The sequence below is a fragment of the Sulfurospirillum cavolei genome (assembly GCF_001548055.1).
Classification (GTDB): Bacteria; Campylobacterota; Campylobacteria; order Campylobacterales; family Sulfurospirillaceae; genus Sulfurospirillum.
Genome location: NZ_AP014724.1, coordinates 1176756 through 1194147, shown reverse-complemented (window position 1 = coordinate 1194147; position 17392 = coordinate 1176756). Strand labels below are relative to the sequence as shown.

General features: G+C 43.6%; 16 protein-coding genes and 1 tRNA gene. 11 read left to right on the top strand and 6 right to left on the bottom strand.

Annotated elements, in window-relative coordinates; translation table 11 throughout:
- The first annotated feature begins 4 nt into the window (after window positions 1–4).
- Entirely contained in the window at window positions 5–634 is a 630-nt protein-coding gene (locus UCH003_RS06010) for an HAD family hydrolase (protein ID WP_039674889.1), read from the top strand.
- Here UCH003_RS06010 and UCH003_RS06005 read toward each other — a convergent pair.
- Window positions 627–3188: a DUF3971 domain-containing protein gene (locus UCH003_RS06005; RefSeq protein WP_060825810.1), complete on the bottom strand. Its 2562-nt coding sequence runs from the start codon at window positions 3186–3188 to the stop codon at window positions 627–629. The genes UCH003_RS06010 and UCH003_RS06005 overlap by 8 nt on opposite strands.
- On the opposite strand from UCH003_RS06005, the gene mltG reads away from it, so the two are divergent.
- The 9 genes from mltG (at window position 3079) to UCH003_RS05960 (ending at window position 12631) form a co-directional block, all read left to right on the top strand.
- Window positions 3079–4071: an endolytic transglycosylase MltG gene (gene mltG, locus UCH003_RS06000; RefSeq protein ID WP_432416387.1), complete on the top strand. Its 993-nt coding sequence runs from the start codon at window positions 3079–3081 to the stop codon at window positions 4069–4071. The two genes, UCH003_RS06005 and mltG, sit on opposite strands and share 110 nt — an antisense overlap.
- Window positions 4072–4271: 200 nt before the next feature.
- On the top strand, window positions 4272–6509 hold the full coding sequence (locus UCH003_RS05995) for an NADP-dependent isocitrate dehydrogenase (RefSeq protein WP_060825808.1): 2238 nt from the start codon (window positions 4272–4274) through the stop codon (window positions 6507–6509).
- Window positions 6510–6548: 39 nt separating this feature from the next.
- Window positions 6549–7505 (top strand): malate dehydrogenase, encoded by a 957-nt coding sequence (gene mdh / locus UCH003_RS05990; protein ID WP_060825807.1) that lies wholly within the window; start codon window positions 6549–6551, stop codon window positions 7503–7505.
- Window positions 7506–7635: 130 nt separating this feature from the next.
- Window positions 7636–8811, top strand: a complete 1176-nt coding sequence (gene sucC, locus UCH003_RS05985) for an ADP-forming succinate--CoA ligase subunit beta (protein ID WP_060825806.1) — start codon at window positions 7636–7638, stop codon at window positions 8809–8811.
- Window positions 8808–9677, top strand: a complete 870-nt coding sequence (sucD, locus tag UCH003_RS05980) for a succinate--CoA ligase subunit alpha (protein WP_060825805.1) — start codon at window positions 8808–8810, stop codon at window positions 9675–9677. Before sucC ends, sucD begins: the two co-directional genes overlap by 4 nt.
- Before the next feature lie 92 nt (window positions 9678–9769).
- Window positions 9770–10087, top strand: coding sequence for a 4Fe-4S dicluster domain-containing protein (locus UCH003_RS05975; RefSeq protein WP_060825804.1), 318 nt, complete (start codon window positions 9770–9772; stop codon window positions 10085–10087).
- Between the two features lie 9 nt (window positions 10088–10096).
- Entirely contained in the window at window positions 10097–11230 is a 1134-nt protein-coding gene (locus tag UCH003_RS05970) for a 2-oxoglutarate synthase subunit alpha (RefSeq protein WP_060825803.1), read from the top strand.
- Entirely contained in the window at window positions 11230–12063 is an 834-nt protein-coding gene (locus UCH003_RS05965) for a 2-oxoglutarate ferredoxin oxidoreductase subunit beta (protein ID WP_039674905.1), read from the top strand. Before UCH003_RS05970 ends, UCH003_RS05965 begins: the two co-directional genes overlap by 1 nt.
- Before the next feature lie 10 nt (window positions 12064–12073).
- Complete coding sequence (locus tag UCH003_RS05960) at window positions 12074–12631, top strand: 2-oxoacid:acceptor oxidoreductase family protein (protein ID WP_060825802.1); 558 nt, start codon at window positions 12074–12076, stop codon at window positions 12629–12631.
- 49 nt (window positions 12632–12680) lie between these two features.
- Here the strand turns inward: UCH003_RS05960 and UCH003_RS05955 are convergent, their stop codons facing one another.
- From UCH003_RS05955 to UCH003_RS05940, 4 genes are all read right to left on the bottom strand, one after another.
- Window positions 12681–14288: a methyl-accepting chemotaxis protein gene (locus UCH003_RS05955; RefSeq protein ID WP_060825801.1), complete on the bottom strand. Its 1608-nt coding sequence runs from the start codon at window positions 14286–14288 to the stop codon at window positions 12681–12683.
- A 112-nt stretch (window positions 14289–14400) separates the two neighbouring features.
- Complete coding sequence (locus tag UCH003_RS05950) at window positions 14401–15306, bottom strand: helix-turn-helix domain-containing protein (protein WP_060825800.1); 906 nt, start codon at window positions 15304–15306, stop codon at window positions 14401–14403.
- A 53-nt stretch (window positions 15307–15359) separates the two neighbouring features.
- Complete coding sequence (locus UCH003_RS05945; RefSeq protein ID WP_060825799.1) at window positions 15360–15659, bottom strand: hypothetical protein; 300 nt, start codon at window positions 15657–15659, stop codon at window positions 15360–15362.
- A gap of 31 nt (window positions 15660–15690) precedes the next feature.
- Window positions 15691–15765: transfer RNA gene (locus UCH003_RS05940), tRNA-Gly, on the bottom strand.
- A 105-nt stretch (window positions 15766–15870) separates the two neighbouring features.
- On the opposite strand from UCH003_RS05940, the gene UCH003_RS05935 reads away from it, so the two are divergent.
- Window positions 15871–16743 carry a VIT1/CCC1 transporter family protein gene (locus UCH003_RS05935; protein WP_060825798.1) on the top strand — a complete coding sequence of 291 codons (873 nt, stop codon included), beginning with the start codon at window positions 15871–15873 and terminating at the stop codon, window positions 16741–16743.
- Here the strand turns inward: UCH003_RS05935 and UCH003_RS05930 are convergent.
- Window positions 16715–17311 carry a DedA family protein gene (locus UCH003_RS05930; protein WP_060825797.1) on the bottom strand — a complete coding sequence of 199 codons (597 nt, stop codon included), beginning with the start codon at window positions 17309–17311 and terminating at the stop codon, window positions 16715–16717. The genes UCH003_RS05935 and UCH003_RS05930 overlap by 29 nt on opposite strands.
- Window positions 17312–17392 lie beyond the last annotated feature (81 nt).

The following is a 17392-nucleotide window of genomic DNA, read 5'->3' as shown; positions in this document are numbered from 1 at the left end:
TCCTATGAAAGAAAAATGCATTATTTTCGATATGGACGGTACGTTGATCGATTCGAGTGCCGCTATGACGCAAAGCGTCAATTTTGTAAGAGATAGCATCGGACTTGCGCCTATCGGGAAAAAAGAGTTAGAGTATCATATTAACCAGCCCGATCAACATCTTCCGATGATTTTTTACGGTACCGACGAATACGATCCGAACCATCGTGCATTGTTTAAAGAACATTACATGCAAAGCTCGATTACCAGCGTTCTTTATCCGGGCGTCAAAGAGATGTTGCATGAACTAAACGCTAAAGCGCATTTGTGCATCGCAACCAATGCAAGCGATTTTTTTGCGCGCCGTATGCTAGAAGCCTTACATGTAGCCGAATATTTTAGCGCGATCGTCGGCGGCAATAACGTCTTGGAGCCTAAACCGAGCCCTTTAATGGTGCAGTATTTAATGCGTGAAGTCGACGCAAAACCGAACGATACGCTTTTAATCGGCGACAGCGTGAAAGACGAAGGTGCCGCCAAAAATGCCGGAATCGACTTTATTTTCGCGGAGTGGGGATATGGAACTGCCCAAGAAGCTTCGCTTCGCGCCCGAAACGTGCCGGAACTTTTACGCTTGTTAAAGACGTTTATTTAAAAAGCTCTAGAGGCAATTCGAGCGTTCGTTTAATCACGTTAACCGGACTTTTAATCGTGTCCATCAAAAGATGCGTTTCTACTTTCGGATCGTCTATCGAGCCTTTTACGTTGACTCTAGTGGCTATTTTGCCGTCTTCGCCTAAAATAATGCCGCCGACGATCGGTATCTTATCCAAAGCGGAGCTAAACGTTTTTAAGGTTTTGATTTGAAGGTTTAGATCAAGCGTACCGGCCGTAAAGTCAACCGTTCCATCTCCGGTAATGTCGGTATTGTTTCCTCGTAATTGCAGCTCTTTAATCGTCATCTTCTCATCTTCTTGCGAAAATTCGATGTATCCGTTTTCGACGAAATATCCCTCTTTATTGAAACTCGGATCGTTAAAAACGAGCAGGGAAGGGACGGTATTGATCGTTGCCATCAGGTTATTGAAAAATTTTAAATCTTTAATCAAGGTTTTATGCATGATAAACGTACCTTGCATGTGTTTATCGTCTTTGCCTTCAATATCAAGCGAAAAATTGCCTTCTTTAAAATAGGCTTTTTTGAAAAGCCGGTTGGTCATATTATCATCCATTGCGGTTGCATTGATCGTTAAGTGATCACGTTTTTTATCGTAATTGAAAAGTGATTTTCCCAAAGACGAGCGTAATTGGGTTTGATCGAGAAAGAGAATGAGCGTGTACCTATCACTCAAAAGAAACGCACTTCGGTTTTGATCGAGAAACGAAGCATTTTCTCCCGAAATCGTCGTTTTAATCGGCATTTGCGACGTCGCATTGCCCTCTGGAACGGAAAGGTTAATATCTTTTAAGCGTATCGCAAGTTCTTTATCGTAGTGGACGGAGAGTTTACGATCTTTCGTGTAGGCATCGATGACTTTGCCGTCGGTTGCAAATGCGATATCAAAGCGATTGCGTGTTTGATTGTTCTCGATTAAGACGGAATCGACGTTGTCCAAAAGAATATCGGCACGAAATTTTTGAAAATCGTCGGTTTGAAGTTTCAAGTTTCCTTGCGAAAGATTATGTTCTTGCATCAAAGGCGAAAGCGGGCGTATGAGCGAAAGATCACTTATCTCAAAAAAATTGGTCGCTTTACCGAAACGCATCGCGGTTTGAAGCGACGGTAAACTTAAGGTTGTTGCATTGTCGTCGATGCGAAACGAACCGTTTAGGTCACGTATCTCTTTTGCATTAAGAAGGGTATTTCCATTAAAATCTATCAAAAGTGAATGAATATCGACTTTTCCGTCGTATACGCCCGTTTTCGTATCCAAGCGTCCCGTCGTATCGATATCGAAAAGATTTTTATACCGAAGGTTGGTTTGATTGAGTTTGACGTTAAAATTATTGAGTTCAACGCTACCCGAACGCGTCGACATGGGAAGTCCGTTCAGCTCAAACGTACTAGGGGAAAGTTTAAAGAGTCCCGTTGCATTGAGATCGTACGGTAAAAAACGGATATCCAGCTTGATCGACGCCTCGGTCATTCCCGATGTTTGTACCAAAGGTACGTCGATTTTGAAAGTATGTAAAATTTTATGTATAGAAGCGTCTAGGCGTGCTTTGGTCGCCAGATCAACGACGATTCCCGTGCCTTTCGTAAGCAAATTATAGATATGAATATCGGCTTTTGAAAGCGATTTGGCTTCGTAAATCGGATTGCGAAGTGCAAAAAACAAGGTGTCTTTATCAAGCTTAATGCCTATTTCATCGGCATGTGCCGGCGTAACATGTGAGGCAAACGTAATGTTGGCATCGCTGACGATCGCTTCGCCTTTCATTTCTAAAGGAAAATACTCTTGCGTTTTCAAATCGAATTTTCCCTCTAAATGCGTCAAACGATACTCTTTAGCAACGATATTTTCATGAATCCATGCTTTCACGATCGGTTCGAGTTCGACTTGCGTGACCAAAAAATTCATCAAATCGCTTAGTGATCGATGCGTAAAAGGTTCACTTTGGAGTTGATACGAAAGAAGGTCTTTTTCAAGCCCGATCTTGGCTTCGCCTTGAATGCCGAAAGTCTCAAAATGCCCCTCAAATGTTGACTCAAAACGTGAAAGATCGGTAAAAAAGATACCGTTGACATGTAAGGCGAAATCTTTTAAAAAAGCCTCTTCCAGAAAAATCGTTAAGCGATGTTTATCCAACGCTTCCATACGCGCTTTAACGTTTAAATGCTGACTTTCCAAACTGAAAAGGGCTTTATCGTACAAAAGTGAAAACGTTTCGTTGTCGTAGACAATCGTTTGAATATCGATATGGCTAAAAAATTGATTGAGGTACGGAAAATTTTCAAGAATCAATGCGCTCTCTTCCAAAGAGGTATCCGCCGACGTTGATTTATCGATCGTCAACGTTTGGATGTTCACAATCAATTTTTTATCTAGTTTCATATATAATTGATCGATTTTTACGTTCGGTAGACGTAAACTCTCTATAAAAAGACCATGCATCAGCGTGGCGATAAAAGCAACAAAAAAGAGAACGATGAATAAAAAAAGAATCCAAATTTTTTTAATGGTATGCGACGTCGCGTTAATAATCATATATGCACTTTTGTTTCACTTATCAAGACCTATGAGTTCTACGTCGGTAGCATTTGTCCCGCAGGGCTCGATTGGGCAAATTATAACATATATGGTTGATAAAAACTTTGATTTGCACGCACGCGTCGATAAATACCTTTTGGATTTGATCGGCAAACCGCAAGCCGGTTGGGTCAGTATCCAAGAGAGCGTTTTAACGCGCGGCGATTTTCTGTATAAACTCAGCCATTCCAAAGCTCCTTTGAAGATTATTACCTATATTCCTGGCGAAACGAAAGAGTTTTTACTGGCGCAATTGGCATTGGAGTTTAATTTATCGTACGAAACGTTGCAGCAAGAATACGCCAAAGCTACGCCCTATGCGGACGGTTTTATCGTTCCGGAGACCTATTACATTCCTGTCGGTATCAAAGAAGCACAGCTGATCCACTTTTTGTTTGCGCATGCCAAACGTTACCATAAAGACGTTTTTGAAAAAATCTTCGGCGAATTTAATGAGCAAAAATGGCTCAAATTTATTATTATTGCGTCGATTATCCAAAAAGAAGCCGCCAATAACGAAGAGATGCCTTTCGTCTCGTCCGTCATCTACAATCGACTGAAAAAAGAGATGAAGCTCCAAATGGACGGATCGCTCAACTACGGGCAATTCTCGCATACGAAAATCACGCCGCAACGTATTCGAGAAGATACGTCGCCTTACAATACTTACATGTACAAAGGTTTGCCGCCTCAGCCGATTTGTAGCGTCAGCAAAGAAGCGATTTTTGCCGCTATTTTTCCAAAACAGACGAATTATCTCTATTTTGTCAAAAATAAAAACGGAACGCATACCTTTTCCCAAAATTATGAGACGCATTTGGAAAATATAAAAAAAGAGTAGAGTTTTTGCAAAACGCATTTTGCAAAAAATAAAAGCACCAAGGGTTGCGTGGGCACTCCGCCGAGGAGAACTCAGCGTTAGCGTAGTCTTGAAAGCTTTGCTTTTAAGACGTATTTAGAGTTTTTGTAAAACTCTAGTGATATAAATTTAATTAATAACGTGATAGCATTAGCGAAAATTAGTTTTAAAGGGGTACCTAAATGGCTCACACTCAAAGCAAAATGATTTATACGATTGTGGATGAAGCACCGGCATTAGCGACGTATTCACTCCTTCCGATCGTGAAAGCCTTTGCCAAAACGGCAAATATCGACGTCGAAACCAGAGATATTTCGCTTGCGGGACGTATCTTGGCAAATTTTCCGGAAGGACTGGACGAAACGCAAAAGCGAAACGACGATTTGAGCTATTTAGGAGAACTTGCCGCCAAACCCGAAGCCAATATTATTAAGTTACCCAATATCAGCGCATCGCTTCCGCAACTGCTCAGTGCGATTAAAGAGCTTCAAGACAAAGGTTTTAAGATTCCTTCTTACCCCGAAAATCCGACCGACGAAAACGAAAAAGAGATCAAAGCACGCTACGCTAAAGTCTTAGGTAGTGCGGTCAATCCCGTATTACGCGAAGGAAACTCCGATAGACGCGCTCCTTTATGCGTCAAAGAGTATGCCCGTAAACATCCGCATCGCATGGGCGCATGGACCAAAGAGTCTCGCGCCGAAGTGGCTTACATGCGTGAGGGAGATTTTTACGGTAACGAAAAATCCGTGATGATGCATGAAGCGACAAGCGTACGCATCGAATTGGTCGCATTGGACGGAAGCGTTAGCGTCTTAAAAGAGAGTTTGCCTCTGCAAAAAGACGAGATTTTCGACGCTACGTTTATGAGTGCCAAAAAACTCTCCGCTTTTTACGAAGCGCAAATGAACGATGCCAAAGCAAATAACCTTCTGCTCTCTTTGCATTTAAAAGCGACGATGATGAAAATCAGCGATCCCGTTATGTTCGGATACGCTTTGCGTACATTTTTTAAAGACGTTTTCGAAAAACATGCCGCTCTTTTTGACGAACTGGGCGTTAATCCTAACAACGGCTTGGGCGATTTGTACGTCAAATTAGCCTCTTTACCCGAAGCGCAAAAAGCTGCTATCGAAGCCGATATGCAAGCGTGTTATGCCAAACGACCTGAAATTGCGATGGTAAATTCCGACAAAGGCATTACGAATCTTCACGTTCCAAGCGACGTCATTATCGACGCTTCGATGCCCGCTTGTATCCGAGAATCGGGCAAAATGTGGGGCAAAGACGGGAAGCTCCATGAGACCAAAGCTTTAATTCCCGATCGTTGCTACGCACGCATTTATGAAGAGACGATCGCGTTTTGTAAACAAAACGGTGCGCTCGATCCGCGAACGATGGGATCGGTTCCCAATGTGGGCTTAATGGCGCAAAAAGCTGAAGAATACGGCTCTCACGATAAAACCTTTGTGTGTCAAAACGAAGGCGTCGTACGCGTCGTAGATAACGTAAGCGGTCAAATCTACCTCGAACATTCGGTCGAAAAAGGCGATATTTACCGCGGTTGTCAAGCCAAAGACGCACCGATTCGCGATTGGGTCAAATTGGCGATCAACCGTGCGCGATTAAGCCAAACGCCGGCAATTTTTTGGCTCGACGCACAGCGCGCTCATGATGCTTTAATGATTCAAAAAGTCGAAAAGTATCTTAAAGAGTACGATTTAACCGGACTTGATATTCGCATTATGTCGCCCGAACAAGCCATTCGTATCTCTTTGGAACGTATCGTCAAAGGTCAAGACACGATTGCGGTAACGGGGAACGTGTTGCGCGATTATCTAACCGACTTATTTCCGATTTTAGAGGTGGGAACTTCGGCTAAGATGCTTTCCATCGTTCCGTTGATGAACGGCGGCGGCTTGTTTGAAACGGGTGCGGGAGGATCTGCACCTAAGCACGTACAGCAATTTGTCGAAGAAAACCACTTGCGTTGGGACTCTTTAGGCGAATTTATGGCACTTACGGCATCTTTGGAACATCTAAGCCATGTTTCCGACAATCCCAAAGCGGCTCTTTTAGCACAAACGCTCGATGCGGCAACCGGAAAATTTTTAGATAACAACAAATCGCCTTCTTCCAGAGTAGGCGAGCTAGACAATCGCGGAAGCCATTTTTATTTGACCTTATATTGGGCAGAAGCATTGGCGGCACAAACGATTGACATGTCGCTTTCAAAAACATTTCAACCTTTGGCACAAACGCTTGCTCAAAATGAAGAACTCATCGTTCACGAGCTCAATGCGGTTCAAGGAAAAGCCGTGGATATGGGAGGCTATTATTTACCCGATTTTGACAAAACCAATGCCGCTATGCGTCCGAGTGCCACGTTGAATCGCGCACTTGAAACGCTCAATGCGTAAGACGTTTTCATTGTTTACAACACTTTAGAAGGATAGCGTTTGTCACACAGTAAAAAAGTTTCCATTATCGGTACGGGAAATGTCGGTGCTACCGTTTGTTATTGGCTTGCGATGCGAAAATATTGCCGTGAAATCGTGATGATCGACCGCGACAACGATATGGCGCAAGGTAAAGCGATCGATATTTTACAAGCAACCAGTCCGGAGGGCAGTTACACGCAAATCTACAGTTCCGCCGAATACGATGCCATCGTCGGTAGCAATATCGTCGTCGTTACGGCGGGCAGTCCTCGAAAACCGGGTATGAGTCGAGACGATCTTTTGATGATTAATGCCGCTATTACGCGCGAAATTATCGAAAAAGTACGCGAATACGCGCCTCAAGCCGTCGTTATCATGGTCTCAAATCCTCTAGATGCCATGGTCTATACGGCACTCAAAGTCGGCGAATACCCGCGCAATCAAGTTCTCGGTATGGCAGGCATTTTGGACAGTTCACGAATGGAAACGTTTATCTCTCAAAAACTTGGATTCGGTTACGGGCAAGTTACCGCCAGCGTGATGGGCGGACACGGAGACGATATGGTTCCGCTTCCGCGTTACTCTTCGGTCAACGGCGTTGCGCTAACCGATCTTTTAACGGCAGAAGAGATTGACGAAATTATTACGCAAACGCGTTACGGCGGTGCAGAAATCATCGAATATATGGGAACGTCCGCATATTACGCTCCCGCGAACTCTACGGTTAAAATGATCGAAGCGATTTTAAACGATTCGCGTGCTATTTTTCCGTGTGCCGTTTTATTGGAGGGAGAATACGGTTACAACAATACAGTGAACGGCGTGCCCGTCGTACTCGGTGCTAACGGTATGGAAAAAGTTCTCGAATTACCGTTAAACGCCGATGAAAAAAGTCAATTCGCCAAAAGCGTTGCTTCCGTCGATAGCTTGATTCAAACGCTCCATAAGAGTAATTTTTTCACAAAAACCCTGTAGTCTACGGATAAGCTAAACTTAAATCTGTAGCAAAAAAAAGATATAGTTGATATTTTAATTGACTAAGGTGTTAGATTCACATTAGAGTCATACCCAAGAAACGAAAAAATGAAAGCAAAATGGAGGTTTTATGAATATTCACGAGTATCAAGCGAAAGAGATTTTTAAACGATACAATGTTCCTACTCCAAACGGACATGTTGCCTGTACGACAGACGAGGCGGTTGCTAACGCACAAAAACTAGGCGGCACGCTATGGGTCGTCAAAGCGCAAATCCATGCGGGCGGTCGAGGGTTGGGCGGTGGCGTTAAATTGGCACGCAGTCTTGAAGAGGTCAAAACGCTCGCAAACGAAATTTTGGGAATGACGCTCGTAACGCACCAAACGGGACCTGCGGGTAAAGTGGTTCATAAAGTGTACATCGAAGAAGGTGTGGATATCGCCGATGAACTTTATCTTGGAATCGTTCTTGATCGCGCTCGTGAAATGCCCGTGATTATGGCATCGTGTGAAGGCGGTATGGAAATTGAAAAAGTCGCCGCCGAATCTCCCGAAAAAATTATCAAAGTTGCCGTCGATCCGTTTATCGGATTCCAGCCGTTTCACGGACGCGAGCTTGCTTACGGACTCGGGTTGGAGAAAGAAGCCATAGCCTCTTTTAGTGCCTTTGCCGCATCACTGTATAAAGTCTACATGGAAAATGATGCCGAACTCATCGAAATCAATCCTCTGGTCAAAACCAAAAGCGGTACATTCGTTGCGTTGGACGGAAAAATGAGTTTTGACGACAATGCGCTGTTTCGCCATCCGGAAATCGAAGCGATGCGCGATTTAAGCGAAGAAAATCCTATTGAACGCGAAGCATCCGAATTTGGGTTAAGCTACGTCAAGCTTGACGGTAACGTCGGGTGTATGGTTAACGGTGCCGGACTTGCGATGGGAACGATGGATACGATTCATTACGTCGGCGGATTCCCTGCAAACTTTTTGGACGTCGGCGGCGGAGCCAATGCCTCAACCGTAGCCAAAGGATTTGAAATTATTCTCAAAGACCCTAACGTCAAATCGATTTTCGTCAATATTTTCGGCGGTATCGTACGTTGCGACCGTATTGCAAACGGTATTTTGGAAGCGACGAAACTTATTGACGTTCACGTTCCCGTGATCGTCCGTTTGGACGGTACCAATGCCAAAGAGGCCGCCGAAATTCTTAAAAATGCCCATATACCCAATATTATCAGTGCGACGGATCTTCTAGAAGGCGCGATGAAAGCCGTTGCCGCCGCTAAAGGAGAGATCGCATGAGTATTTTAATCGATAAAAACACGAAAGTTATCGTACAGGGTTTTACCGGAAAAGAGGGCAGTTTTCATGCGGAACAATGCCTTGCCTACGGTACGAAAATCGTCGGTGGCGTCACTCCGGGAAAAGGGGGAAGTGAGCATTTAGGCAAACCCGTTTTCAATACCGTCTCCGAAGCCGTTCGCGCTACGGGTGCAACGGTCAGCATGGTATTCGTACCGCCTGCCTTTGTCGCCGATGCCGTCATGGAAGCCGCCGACGCGGGTATCGAACTAGCCGTGATCATCACCGAAGGTTCTCCGGTTCGCGATATGCAACGCGTTAAAGCATACGCCGTCAAAAAAGGTATGAAGACGATCGGTCCTAACTGTCCCGGAATTATTACCGCACAAGAGTGTAAAATCGGCATTATGCCGGGAGCTATTTTTAAAAAAGGCTGTGTCGGATTGATCAGTAAATCCGGAACGTTAACCTATGAAGGAGCCAATCAAGTCTGTAACGAAGGGTACGGTATTACGACGGCGGTCGGTATCGGCGGCGATCCGATTATCGGACTTTCATACAAACAGTTATTGGCGATGTTTGAGTCCGATCCCGAAACAAAAGCGATCGTCTTAATCGGAGAAATCGGCGGAGATCTTGAAATTCAAGCCGCGGCTTTTATTAAAGAGCATATTTCCAAACCCGTCGTTGCTTTTATCGCCGGACAAAGCGCACCTAAAGGAAAACGTATGGGACATGCCGGCGCGATCGTGAGCGGAAGCTCCGGAACGGCGGCCGAAAAGATGGAAGCATTGGAGAAAGCAGGCGTACATGTCGTGAAATCTCCGGCGGAAATCGGCAAAAAGATAGCCGAAGTGTTGAAATGATAAAATTTTCGTCCATGAGGTACGGTCGTTTTATGCCAACCGTATCCTCTTTTTTGAAACAAGCATTATGTTAAGTAAAGGAGAACGATAGGATGGGTTTAATCACTGCACCGAGCAATACGCCCGTATGGGTCAACGTCTCAAGGTGTAAAGCATGCGATATTTGTGTTAGTCTGTGTCCGGCCGGTGTTTTAGCGATGGTCCAAGCACCCAATTCGACCTTAGGTTCGATGATAGAAGTCGTAGAACCCGAAGCCTGTATCGGATGTCGGGATTGCGAATTACATTGTCCTGATTTTGCGATTTACGTCGCCGATAAAAGCGAATTTAAATTTGCAAAGCTTTCGGAAGCCGCCAAAGAGCGCGCCGAAGCGGTCAAAAAAAATAAATTTAGAAAACTTGGTGCATAAGGAAGCAAGATGGCAAGAGAAGTAATTTCAAGCGGAAATGCACTGGTAGCAAAAGCGGCGGTTGAATGCGGATGTAAATTTTTCGGAGGCTATCCTATTACGCCTTCAAGTGAAATTGCGGAAGATTTAAGCAAACTTTTACCCCGAGTCGGGGGTAAATTTATCCAAATGGAAGATGAAATCGGCGGTATTTGCGTCGCGTTAGGCGCTTCTATGAGCGGAACGAAAGCAATGACCGCATCTTCGGGTCCTGGAATCTCCCTCAAAGCGGAGCAAATCGGTTATAGTTTTATCGCGGAGATCCCTTTGGTCATCGTCAACGTTATGCGCGGCGGTCCCTCAACGGGCCTTCCGACACGCGTTTCGCAAGCGGACATCGGGCAAGCAAAGTATCCTACGCACGGCGATTACGCATCGATTGCTTTATGTCCGGGAAGTTTGGAAGAGGCCTATACCGAAACAATACGCGCGTTTAACATCGCCGAAAAGTATATGACGCCCGTCTTTGTGCTTTTAGACGAAACCTTAGGTCATATGCACGGTAAAGCGATTCTTCCCGATTTAGCGGACGTCGAAAAAAGCGTGATCAAACGCGCCGAATTTACGGGCGATCCTGCGGAATATAAACCCTATGCCGCCGCACCTGCCGAGCCTGCCGTACTCAATCCTTTTTTTAAAGGGTATCATTACCATGTTACGGGATTGCATCACGGAGACAAAGGATTTCCGACCGAAGACGGCGAAATGTGCGAATACAATATCGAACGTTTAACCAATAAAATCAAAACTAAAGCCGATGATCTGGTACGATACGAAGAGTTTATGCTCGAAGACGCCGAAGTCTGTATTATTGCTTACGGTAGTATTAGCCGCGGTGCAAAAGAAGCGGTGATGAAACTTCGAAACGATGGCATCAAAGCGGGACTTTTTAGACCGATTACGCTTTGGCCGAGTCCGGTAGCAAAATTGCAAGAAATCGGTAAACGTTTTTCAAAAATCATGGTCACCGAGCTCAATATGGGACAATACCTCGAAGAAATCGAGCGCGTTATCAAGCGAAACGACTTTGCGACCCTGCACAAAGCAAACGGTCGTCCGATCGCTCCCTTGGAGATGGTTGCCAAAGTGAAGGAGATGTTCTAATGGCGTTTAATTACGATAAATATTTACGGGTAGATAAAATGCCCACACTTTGGTGTTGGGGTTGCGGCGACGGCGTTATTTTAAAATCCGTCATTCGCGCTATCGATAAAATGGGTTGGAATATGGATGACGTGTGCGTCGTCTCCGGAATCGGCTGTAGCGGACGTTTTAGTTCGTATGTCGATTGCAACACCGTGCATACGACGCACGGTCGTGCTATCGCGTATGCAACGGGCATTAAACTTGCCAATCCCGAAAAACACGTTATCGTCGTTACGGGTGACGGCGACGGATTGGCCATCGGCGGTAACCACACGATTCACGGCTGTCGAAGAAATATCGATTTGAACCATATTTTGATCAATAACTTCATTTACGGTTTGACCAACTCCCAAACAAGTCCGACGACACCGCAGGGTATGTGGACGTCGACGGCCAACTACGGTAACGTCGATCCGAGTTTTGATGCCGCAAAGCTAGCCGATGCCGCCGGAGCGACCTTTGTTGCCCGTGAATCCGTACTCGATCCTCAAAAATTGGAAAAAATGTTCGTCGCCGGCTTTTCGCATAAAGGGTATTCATTCTTCGACGTCTTTTCCAATTGCCATATTAACTTGGGGCGAAAAAACAAAATGGGCGAGGCCGTCTTAAATCTTGCATGGATCGAAAGCCGCATCGTCGGTAAAAACAAGTTTGACCTTCTCAGCGAAGAAGAGCGTGCGGGTAAATTTCCGACGGGCATTTTAAAGCAAGAAGAGGGCAAACTCGAATATTGCGAAGCGTACGATAAAGTGATTTACGCCGCTCAAAATAAAACAACCGTAGCGCTATAAGGAGCCTTGAATGAGAAGACAATTACGTTTTGTGGGCGTCGGCGGTCAAGGCGTTATTTTAGCGGGAGAGATTTTAGCGGTCGCAAAGATCAAAGAGGGCGGATACGGCGTTAAAGCATCGACGTATACCTCTCAAGTGCGCGGAGGACCTACGAAGGTCGATATTTTGTTGGATGAGAGTGAAATCTTATTTCCATATGCCAACGAAGGCGAAATTGAATTTATGATCGCTACGGCGCAAGTCAGTTTCAATCAATTTAAAAACGGCGTTAAAGAGGGCGGGCTCATTGTCGTCGAACCTAATCTCGTTAAAACAAGTGAAGAAGATCGTCAAAAATGGAAAATCATCGAAATACCGTTGATTACGATAGCCAAAGAAGAGGTCGGAAACGTCATTACGCAATCCGTCGTTGCCTTGGCGATTACCGTTGAAATGACCAAAGTGCTTCCTCACGATCTCGTCCGCGAAGTCATGCTTTCCAAAGTGCCCGAAAAAGTGCATCCCGAGAACAAAAAAGCATATGAACTCGGTATCAAATACGCCGATGAGGCATTAAAAAAACTTTAAAAACTATGACATGTAAAGAGTCCTCTCTTTACATGTCGTTTTTAAAAGCTTACTGAAACTGCCCCAGCTTAGCATTGAGATTTTCCGCTAACTTGGAGAGATGATCGGCCGCAGAGGCGATCTCTTCGACGCTTCTGGCATTTTCACTCGTAATCGCGTTGATATTGGTAACAAGATCAACGATCTTATCGGTATCTTTAGCAATCTTATGAGAATTATCGGCACTCACGCTTACCGATGCTACGCTTTCGTTCATAACCGAAGTCGTAGAGATAATGGTATTTTCGACATTGGTTGAAACCGAAGCTAGATGACGAATGTTTTGAGCATTTTTACTCATCTTATCCGAAGAGTTAACGATGGATTGAACGATGACGTTAATCGTTGCGTTAATCTCGGTTAGAGACGATTGGGTACGTTCGGCAAGTTTACGTACTTCATCGGCAACCACCGCAAATCCTCTTCCGTGTTCTCCCGCACGAGCGGCTTCAATGGCGGCATTGAGTGCAAGCAAATTGGTTTGATCGGCAATATCGGAGATGACGGTTAAGATCTCTTTGACCTGTTCGGCATCTTTACTCATCTGCTCCAATTGTCCGGCAAGTGCACTTTCGGCTTCACTGGCAAGTTCGACTTCGTTTTTCAGTTGGATTACTTCATTTTTGGCGGCTTCAAGTTTATTGCCCGCAAGGGCGATACTTTGTTTCATCGATTCGGAGAGGATCGCCGTTTCTTGAACAAACTTTTTAATCGATACGATCTCTTCAATCGTATTGTTAACGATTACGGTACTGTTTTCGGCGTTTCTGCCGATTTGCATACTGGTGGTGGAGAGTTCATGCGAAACCGAAGCATTTTCGCTGGAAGAGCGTTTAACGTCTTCGATAATATGCTCTAAGGTATCCACCAGCGTATTAAAGCTATTGACGATCTCTTGAATCTCATTCTTTTTACCGTAATGGATGCGAAACTTCAACTCTTTTTTTTGAACGAATCCACGGATACTATCACGTATCAGATGCACTCCTTGCATAACGTTATTACGGATCATCACGCCTAAGACAATCACGCTCAAAGCTACGATTAGGGAAAGTCCTATCATCATCGAGGAGGCGCTGTTCTTAGCTTCTACCGCCATCTTTGCATCACTTTCGGCGAGGTGTTGGTTGTAGGTCATATGTTCTTCAATCGTTTTCGTCATATTTTGAGCAATGGAACGATTTGAAAGTATTAATGCTTTTGCTTCAAGATTTTGATGAGCATTAGATAACACAAAAAATTTTTCAATAAAAGCAGCATATTGCATAAAATACTCTTTTTCTTTGTCATAAAGCTCTTTATCTTTAGCATCGGAAAGAAGGCTTTCATAACTTTTTAAATCTCTTTCAAAATCAACTTTATATTTACGGTACTGCTCTTCAAGCCTTTTCATATCCTTCATATCATCTGTACTCATATGTTCCCAAATCGTAAGCCGAATACGATACATACTTTGTTGTAGATTTCCCATTACGATAATACTCGGCAAAGAATTAACATTGCATGTATTCGTTTTCGTGTAAACCTGTTCCATCTTTTGGATTCCGATACTAAAAACCGCGATAATCCCCAAAATAGCAACGCATAGCATTGTCATTAACTGTTTTCCGATACTCATGTACGACTCCATTTCTAAAAATATTTTTAAAAATATTATCTATTTATAAGCTCGAAGAAAAGTACAAAAAAATACTTTTGTATACAAAAATACGGAATCCGATTCAAAAAACTCATATTCCTAATCGGAATGCTTTGGGTGTCATTTTGTAGTATGTTTTAAAAAAACGCGAAAATTCGGAAGGTGTCTGAAAAGAGAGTTTTGAGGCAATTTGTACGATCGATAAATCGGAATACTTTAAAAGATAGAGAGATTCTTTCAACAGACGCTGATGAATATAAAATAAAGCATGATTTCCAAGCGTCGTTTTAGTCGTCTCACTTAGATGTTTCGAGGTAATTCCCAGTTTTTTGGCATAATCGGAAACTTTTTTATCTTCCAAAAAATGCATCTCAATAAGATCCAAGTAGCGATACGTCAATTGCCAAGCTCTACTTTTTTGAGTCAAATGCAATTTATTTTGGTTGATTTTATCATTTTTGAGTAACAGCAAAAGACGCATCAAGATCAATTTAACCAAGAAATGACTCTCTTCTTCACCTTCTTTTAGGGCTTGGTAAATATCTTCAAACATATTAATAACGCGGTGATATAAAGACATCGATAACGTAATAGGACTCATATTTGTATTATGAAAATCAAAGAGCGAGTGTACGATTTTCGTATTGCAACAATCTTGAAGGTAAGACGCTTTAAAAGCGATAATATAGGTTTTGGTAATCGGGCTAATATTTTCAAACGAATAAAACGTATTGGGCGGAAGCAGTTGAAACGAATACTTGGAAATTTTATAATCAAACTGATCGATATGGCGTAGCAAATCTCCTTCGATCGATAATAAAAAAACGTAAAAATCAAATTTTAGAGGCGTGACGTTTTGCACCGATATATCTTTTTCGAGAACAACGATATCGATCTCATCTAAACCGCTTTTTTGAAGGTTAACGCCGAATTTGGAATGATCGCTAAAAGACGACCGATATACCTGTAATGCTTTTTCTAAAGAAAGGGTAAACATTAAACTCCGTTTGCATTAAGAATAATAATCGTCCAAAAAGCAAAGAATACGTTTTAAAAAAATAGCCAAATAAACAAAGCGATACCGACGCAAAGATTGAGATAACTGACACCGTCTTCAAAAAGTTTAATCAACAGTTCGTCCGTGTAACGCTCTACAAGAGAAGGATGCGTCATTAAACCGTTTTGGGCAAAATGAACAATATCCGATGCCCAAAAATAGGCGATAATTTCGGGAGCGATAAAAAAGAGAAACACACCGAATATTCCCCAAAAAGATTTTTCGGGTTTCATGTCCGATAGGACTTTTTTCGTTACGGGATGGCGGGCGATCTTTTGAAGTTTCTCTTTCACGAAAATACCTTTGGAAGGTTTTAAGAGGTTATGGAGCGGGTGACGGGAATCGAACCCGCTACTTTCAGCTTGGGAAGCTAACACTCTACCGATGAGTTACACCCGCGTTTTAGCGGTGACATTATAGCACAACCTTTTCCTTACATGTCAAAAAAATCATACGCATTCTCTTATTCGGACTTGAGTATAATGTTGCATCAGGAGAAAGATCATGAAACAAACCGTCAATACCCAAAAAGCACTCAAGCAACAACAAAACGAAATAGACGATTATACGATCTACAGCATGCTCGCACGATCGGAAAAACACGAAGCCAACCGAGAGATTTTTCGTAAAATCGCCAAAGAAGAGCAGGGACATTATGCCTATCTTCGCTCATTTACGCAAAAAGAGTTACGACCGCGCTCGTTTGTCGTGCTTTTTTACCTTTTACTTTCCAAAATTCTCGGTGTTTCGTTTACGCTTAAATTTCTGGAAAACCGCGAAGAGGGTGCTAAGCAGTTTTACAAAGAGCTCATCGAAATCGATCCTAAGGCTAACGATATTTACGAACAAGAGATGCATCATGAAATCGAATTGATCGATATGCTTCACGACAAAAAACTGCTCTATGCCGGTGCGATTGTTTTGGGAATGAACGATGCCCTCGTCGAACTCACGGGTACGCTAAGCGGTCTTGCCCTTGCCTTTGAAAAAAGTAGCGTCGTAGGCGTGACCGGCCTTATCATGGGTATTGCCGCTTCACTCTCGATGGCGGGATCGGCATACTTGGAGTCGAAAGAGACACCAAACGGAGACATTAGCGCGATGACGTATTCGCTGTATACGGGCATTTCGTATATTATCACGACGGCGTTGCTCGTGTTGCCGTTTTTTCTGTTCGATGCAATTTACATGTCGATATTTTGGATGTTTTGTGCGGCACTTGCGGCAATTTTTGCATATAACTTTTACATTAGCGTCGCCAAAGAGTTGGCATTTTGGAAACGCGTACGCGAAATGTCGTACATTACGTTCGGCGTCGCCTTAATCTCTTTTGGTATCGGCTACGTCGTCAAACATTACTTCGGGATCGAGATTTAAGGACTTTGCTTCGGGCGGAGCGTCGACGAATAAAACCTATGAAAAATCCGATACCGAGGATGACAACGGGAACGAAAAAGTACCAATGTGTTTTAGCGTAAGCGATAAGCGATAAAATCGTATCGCCGAAGTACCAGACGGGCACAATAATAATCGCGCTCCAGCAACATGCGGAGATTCCATTTAAAATCGCAAAATACCGCGGCGAATACCCCATTAGCCCGATACAAAGCGGTAAAATCGTACGAAGACCGTAGAGATAGCGTTGAATAAAGATGATAAATCCGCCGTATTCGCGTAGTAAAAGCTTCGCAAGGGCAAATTTGCGCTTTTGAGAACCAAATTTGCGAATGACGTACTCTTTTTTAAATCGCCCTAAATAAAAGTAGATTTGATCGCCGACAAACGCACCCAATCCCGCCGTTGTAATCGCCCAAACCAACGCCATATCGCCGGTATGCACAAAAAGTCCCGCCATCACCAGACCGCTTTCGCCTTCCAATATACTCCAAAAAAAGAGAATGATATAGCCGTATTGGCGCATTAAATCGAGTAGTTCCGCTTCCATGATCTTTTTCTTAAAATGTTTCGTGCATCTTACTCTTTTTCTTCTAAAAGATGCTTTGCACCAAACATGCGTTGCGGTATG

Coding starts and splice junctions, on each gene's coding strand:
- sucD (WP_060825805.1), top strand. CDS start 8,808: ATGAGTATTTTAATCGATAAAAACACGAAAGTTATCGTACAGGGTTTT.
- UCH003_RS05970 (WP_060825803.1), top strand. CDS start 10,097: ATGGCAAGAGAAGTAATTTCAAGCGGAAATGCACTGGTAGCAAAAGCG.
- UCH003_RS05930 (WP_060825797.1), bottom strand. CDS start 17,311: ATGGAAGCGGAACTACTCGATTTAATGCGCCAATACGGCTATATCATT.
- UCH003_RS05965 (WP_039674905.1), top strand. CDS start 11,230: ATGGCGTTTAATTACGATAAATATTTACGGGTAGATAAAATGCCCACA.
- UCH003_RS05950 (WP_060825800.1), bottom strand. CDS start 15,306: ATGTTTACCCTTTCTTTAGAAAAAGCATTACAGGTATATCGGTCGTCT.
- UCH003_RS05935 (WP_060825798.1), top strand. CDS start 15,871: ATGAAACAAACCGTCAATACCCAAAAAGCACTCAAGCAACAACAAAAC.
- UCH003_RS05960 (WP_060825802.1), top strand. CDS start 12,074: ATGAGAAGACAATTACGTTTTGTGGGCGTCGGCGGTCAAGGCGTTATT.
- UCH003_RS05995 (WP_060825808.1), top strand. CDS start 4,272: ATGGCTCACACTCAAAGCAAAATGATTTATACGATTGTGGATGAAGCA.
- UCH003_RS06005 (WP_060825810.1), bottom strand. CDS start 3,188: ATGATTATTAACGCGACGTCGCATACCATTAAAAAAATTTGGATTCTT.
- UCH003_RS05975 (WP_060825804.1), top strand. CDS start 9,770: ATGGGTTTAATCACTGCACCGAGCAATACGCCCGTATGGGTCAACGTC.
- sucC (WP_060825806.1), top strand. CDS start 7,636: ATGAATATTCACGAGTATCAAGCGAAAGAGATTTTTAAACGATACAAT.
- UCH003_RS05955 (WP_060825801.1), bottom strand. CDS start 14,288: ATGAGTATCGGAAAACAGTTAATGACAATGCTATGCGTTGCTATTTTG.
- UCH003_RS06010 (WP_039674889.1), top strand. CDS start 5: ATGAAAGAAAAATGCATTATTTTCGATATGGACGGTACGTTGATCGAT.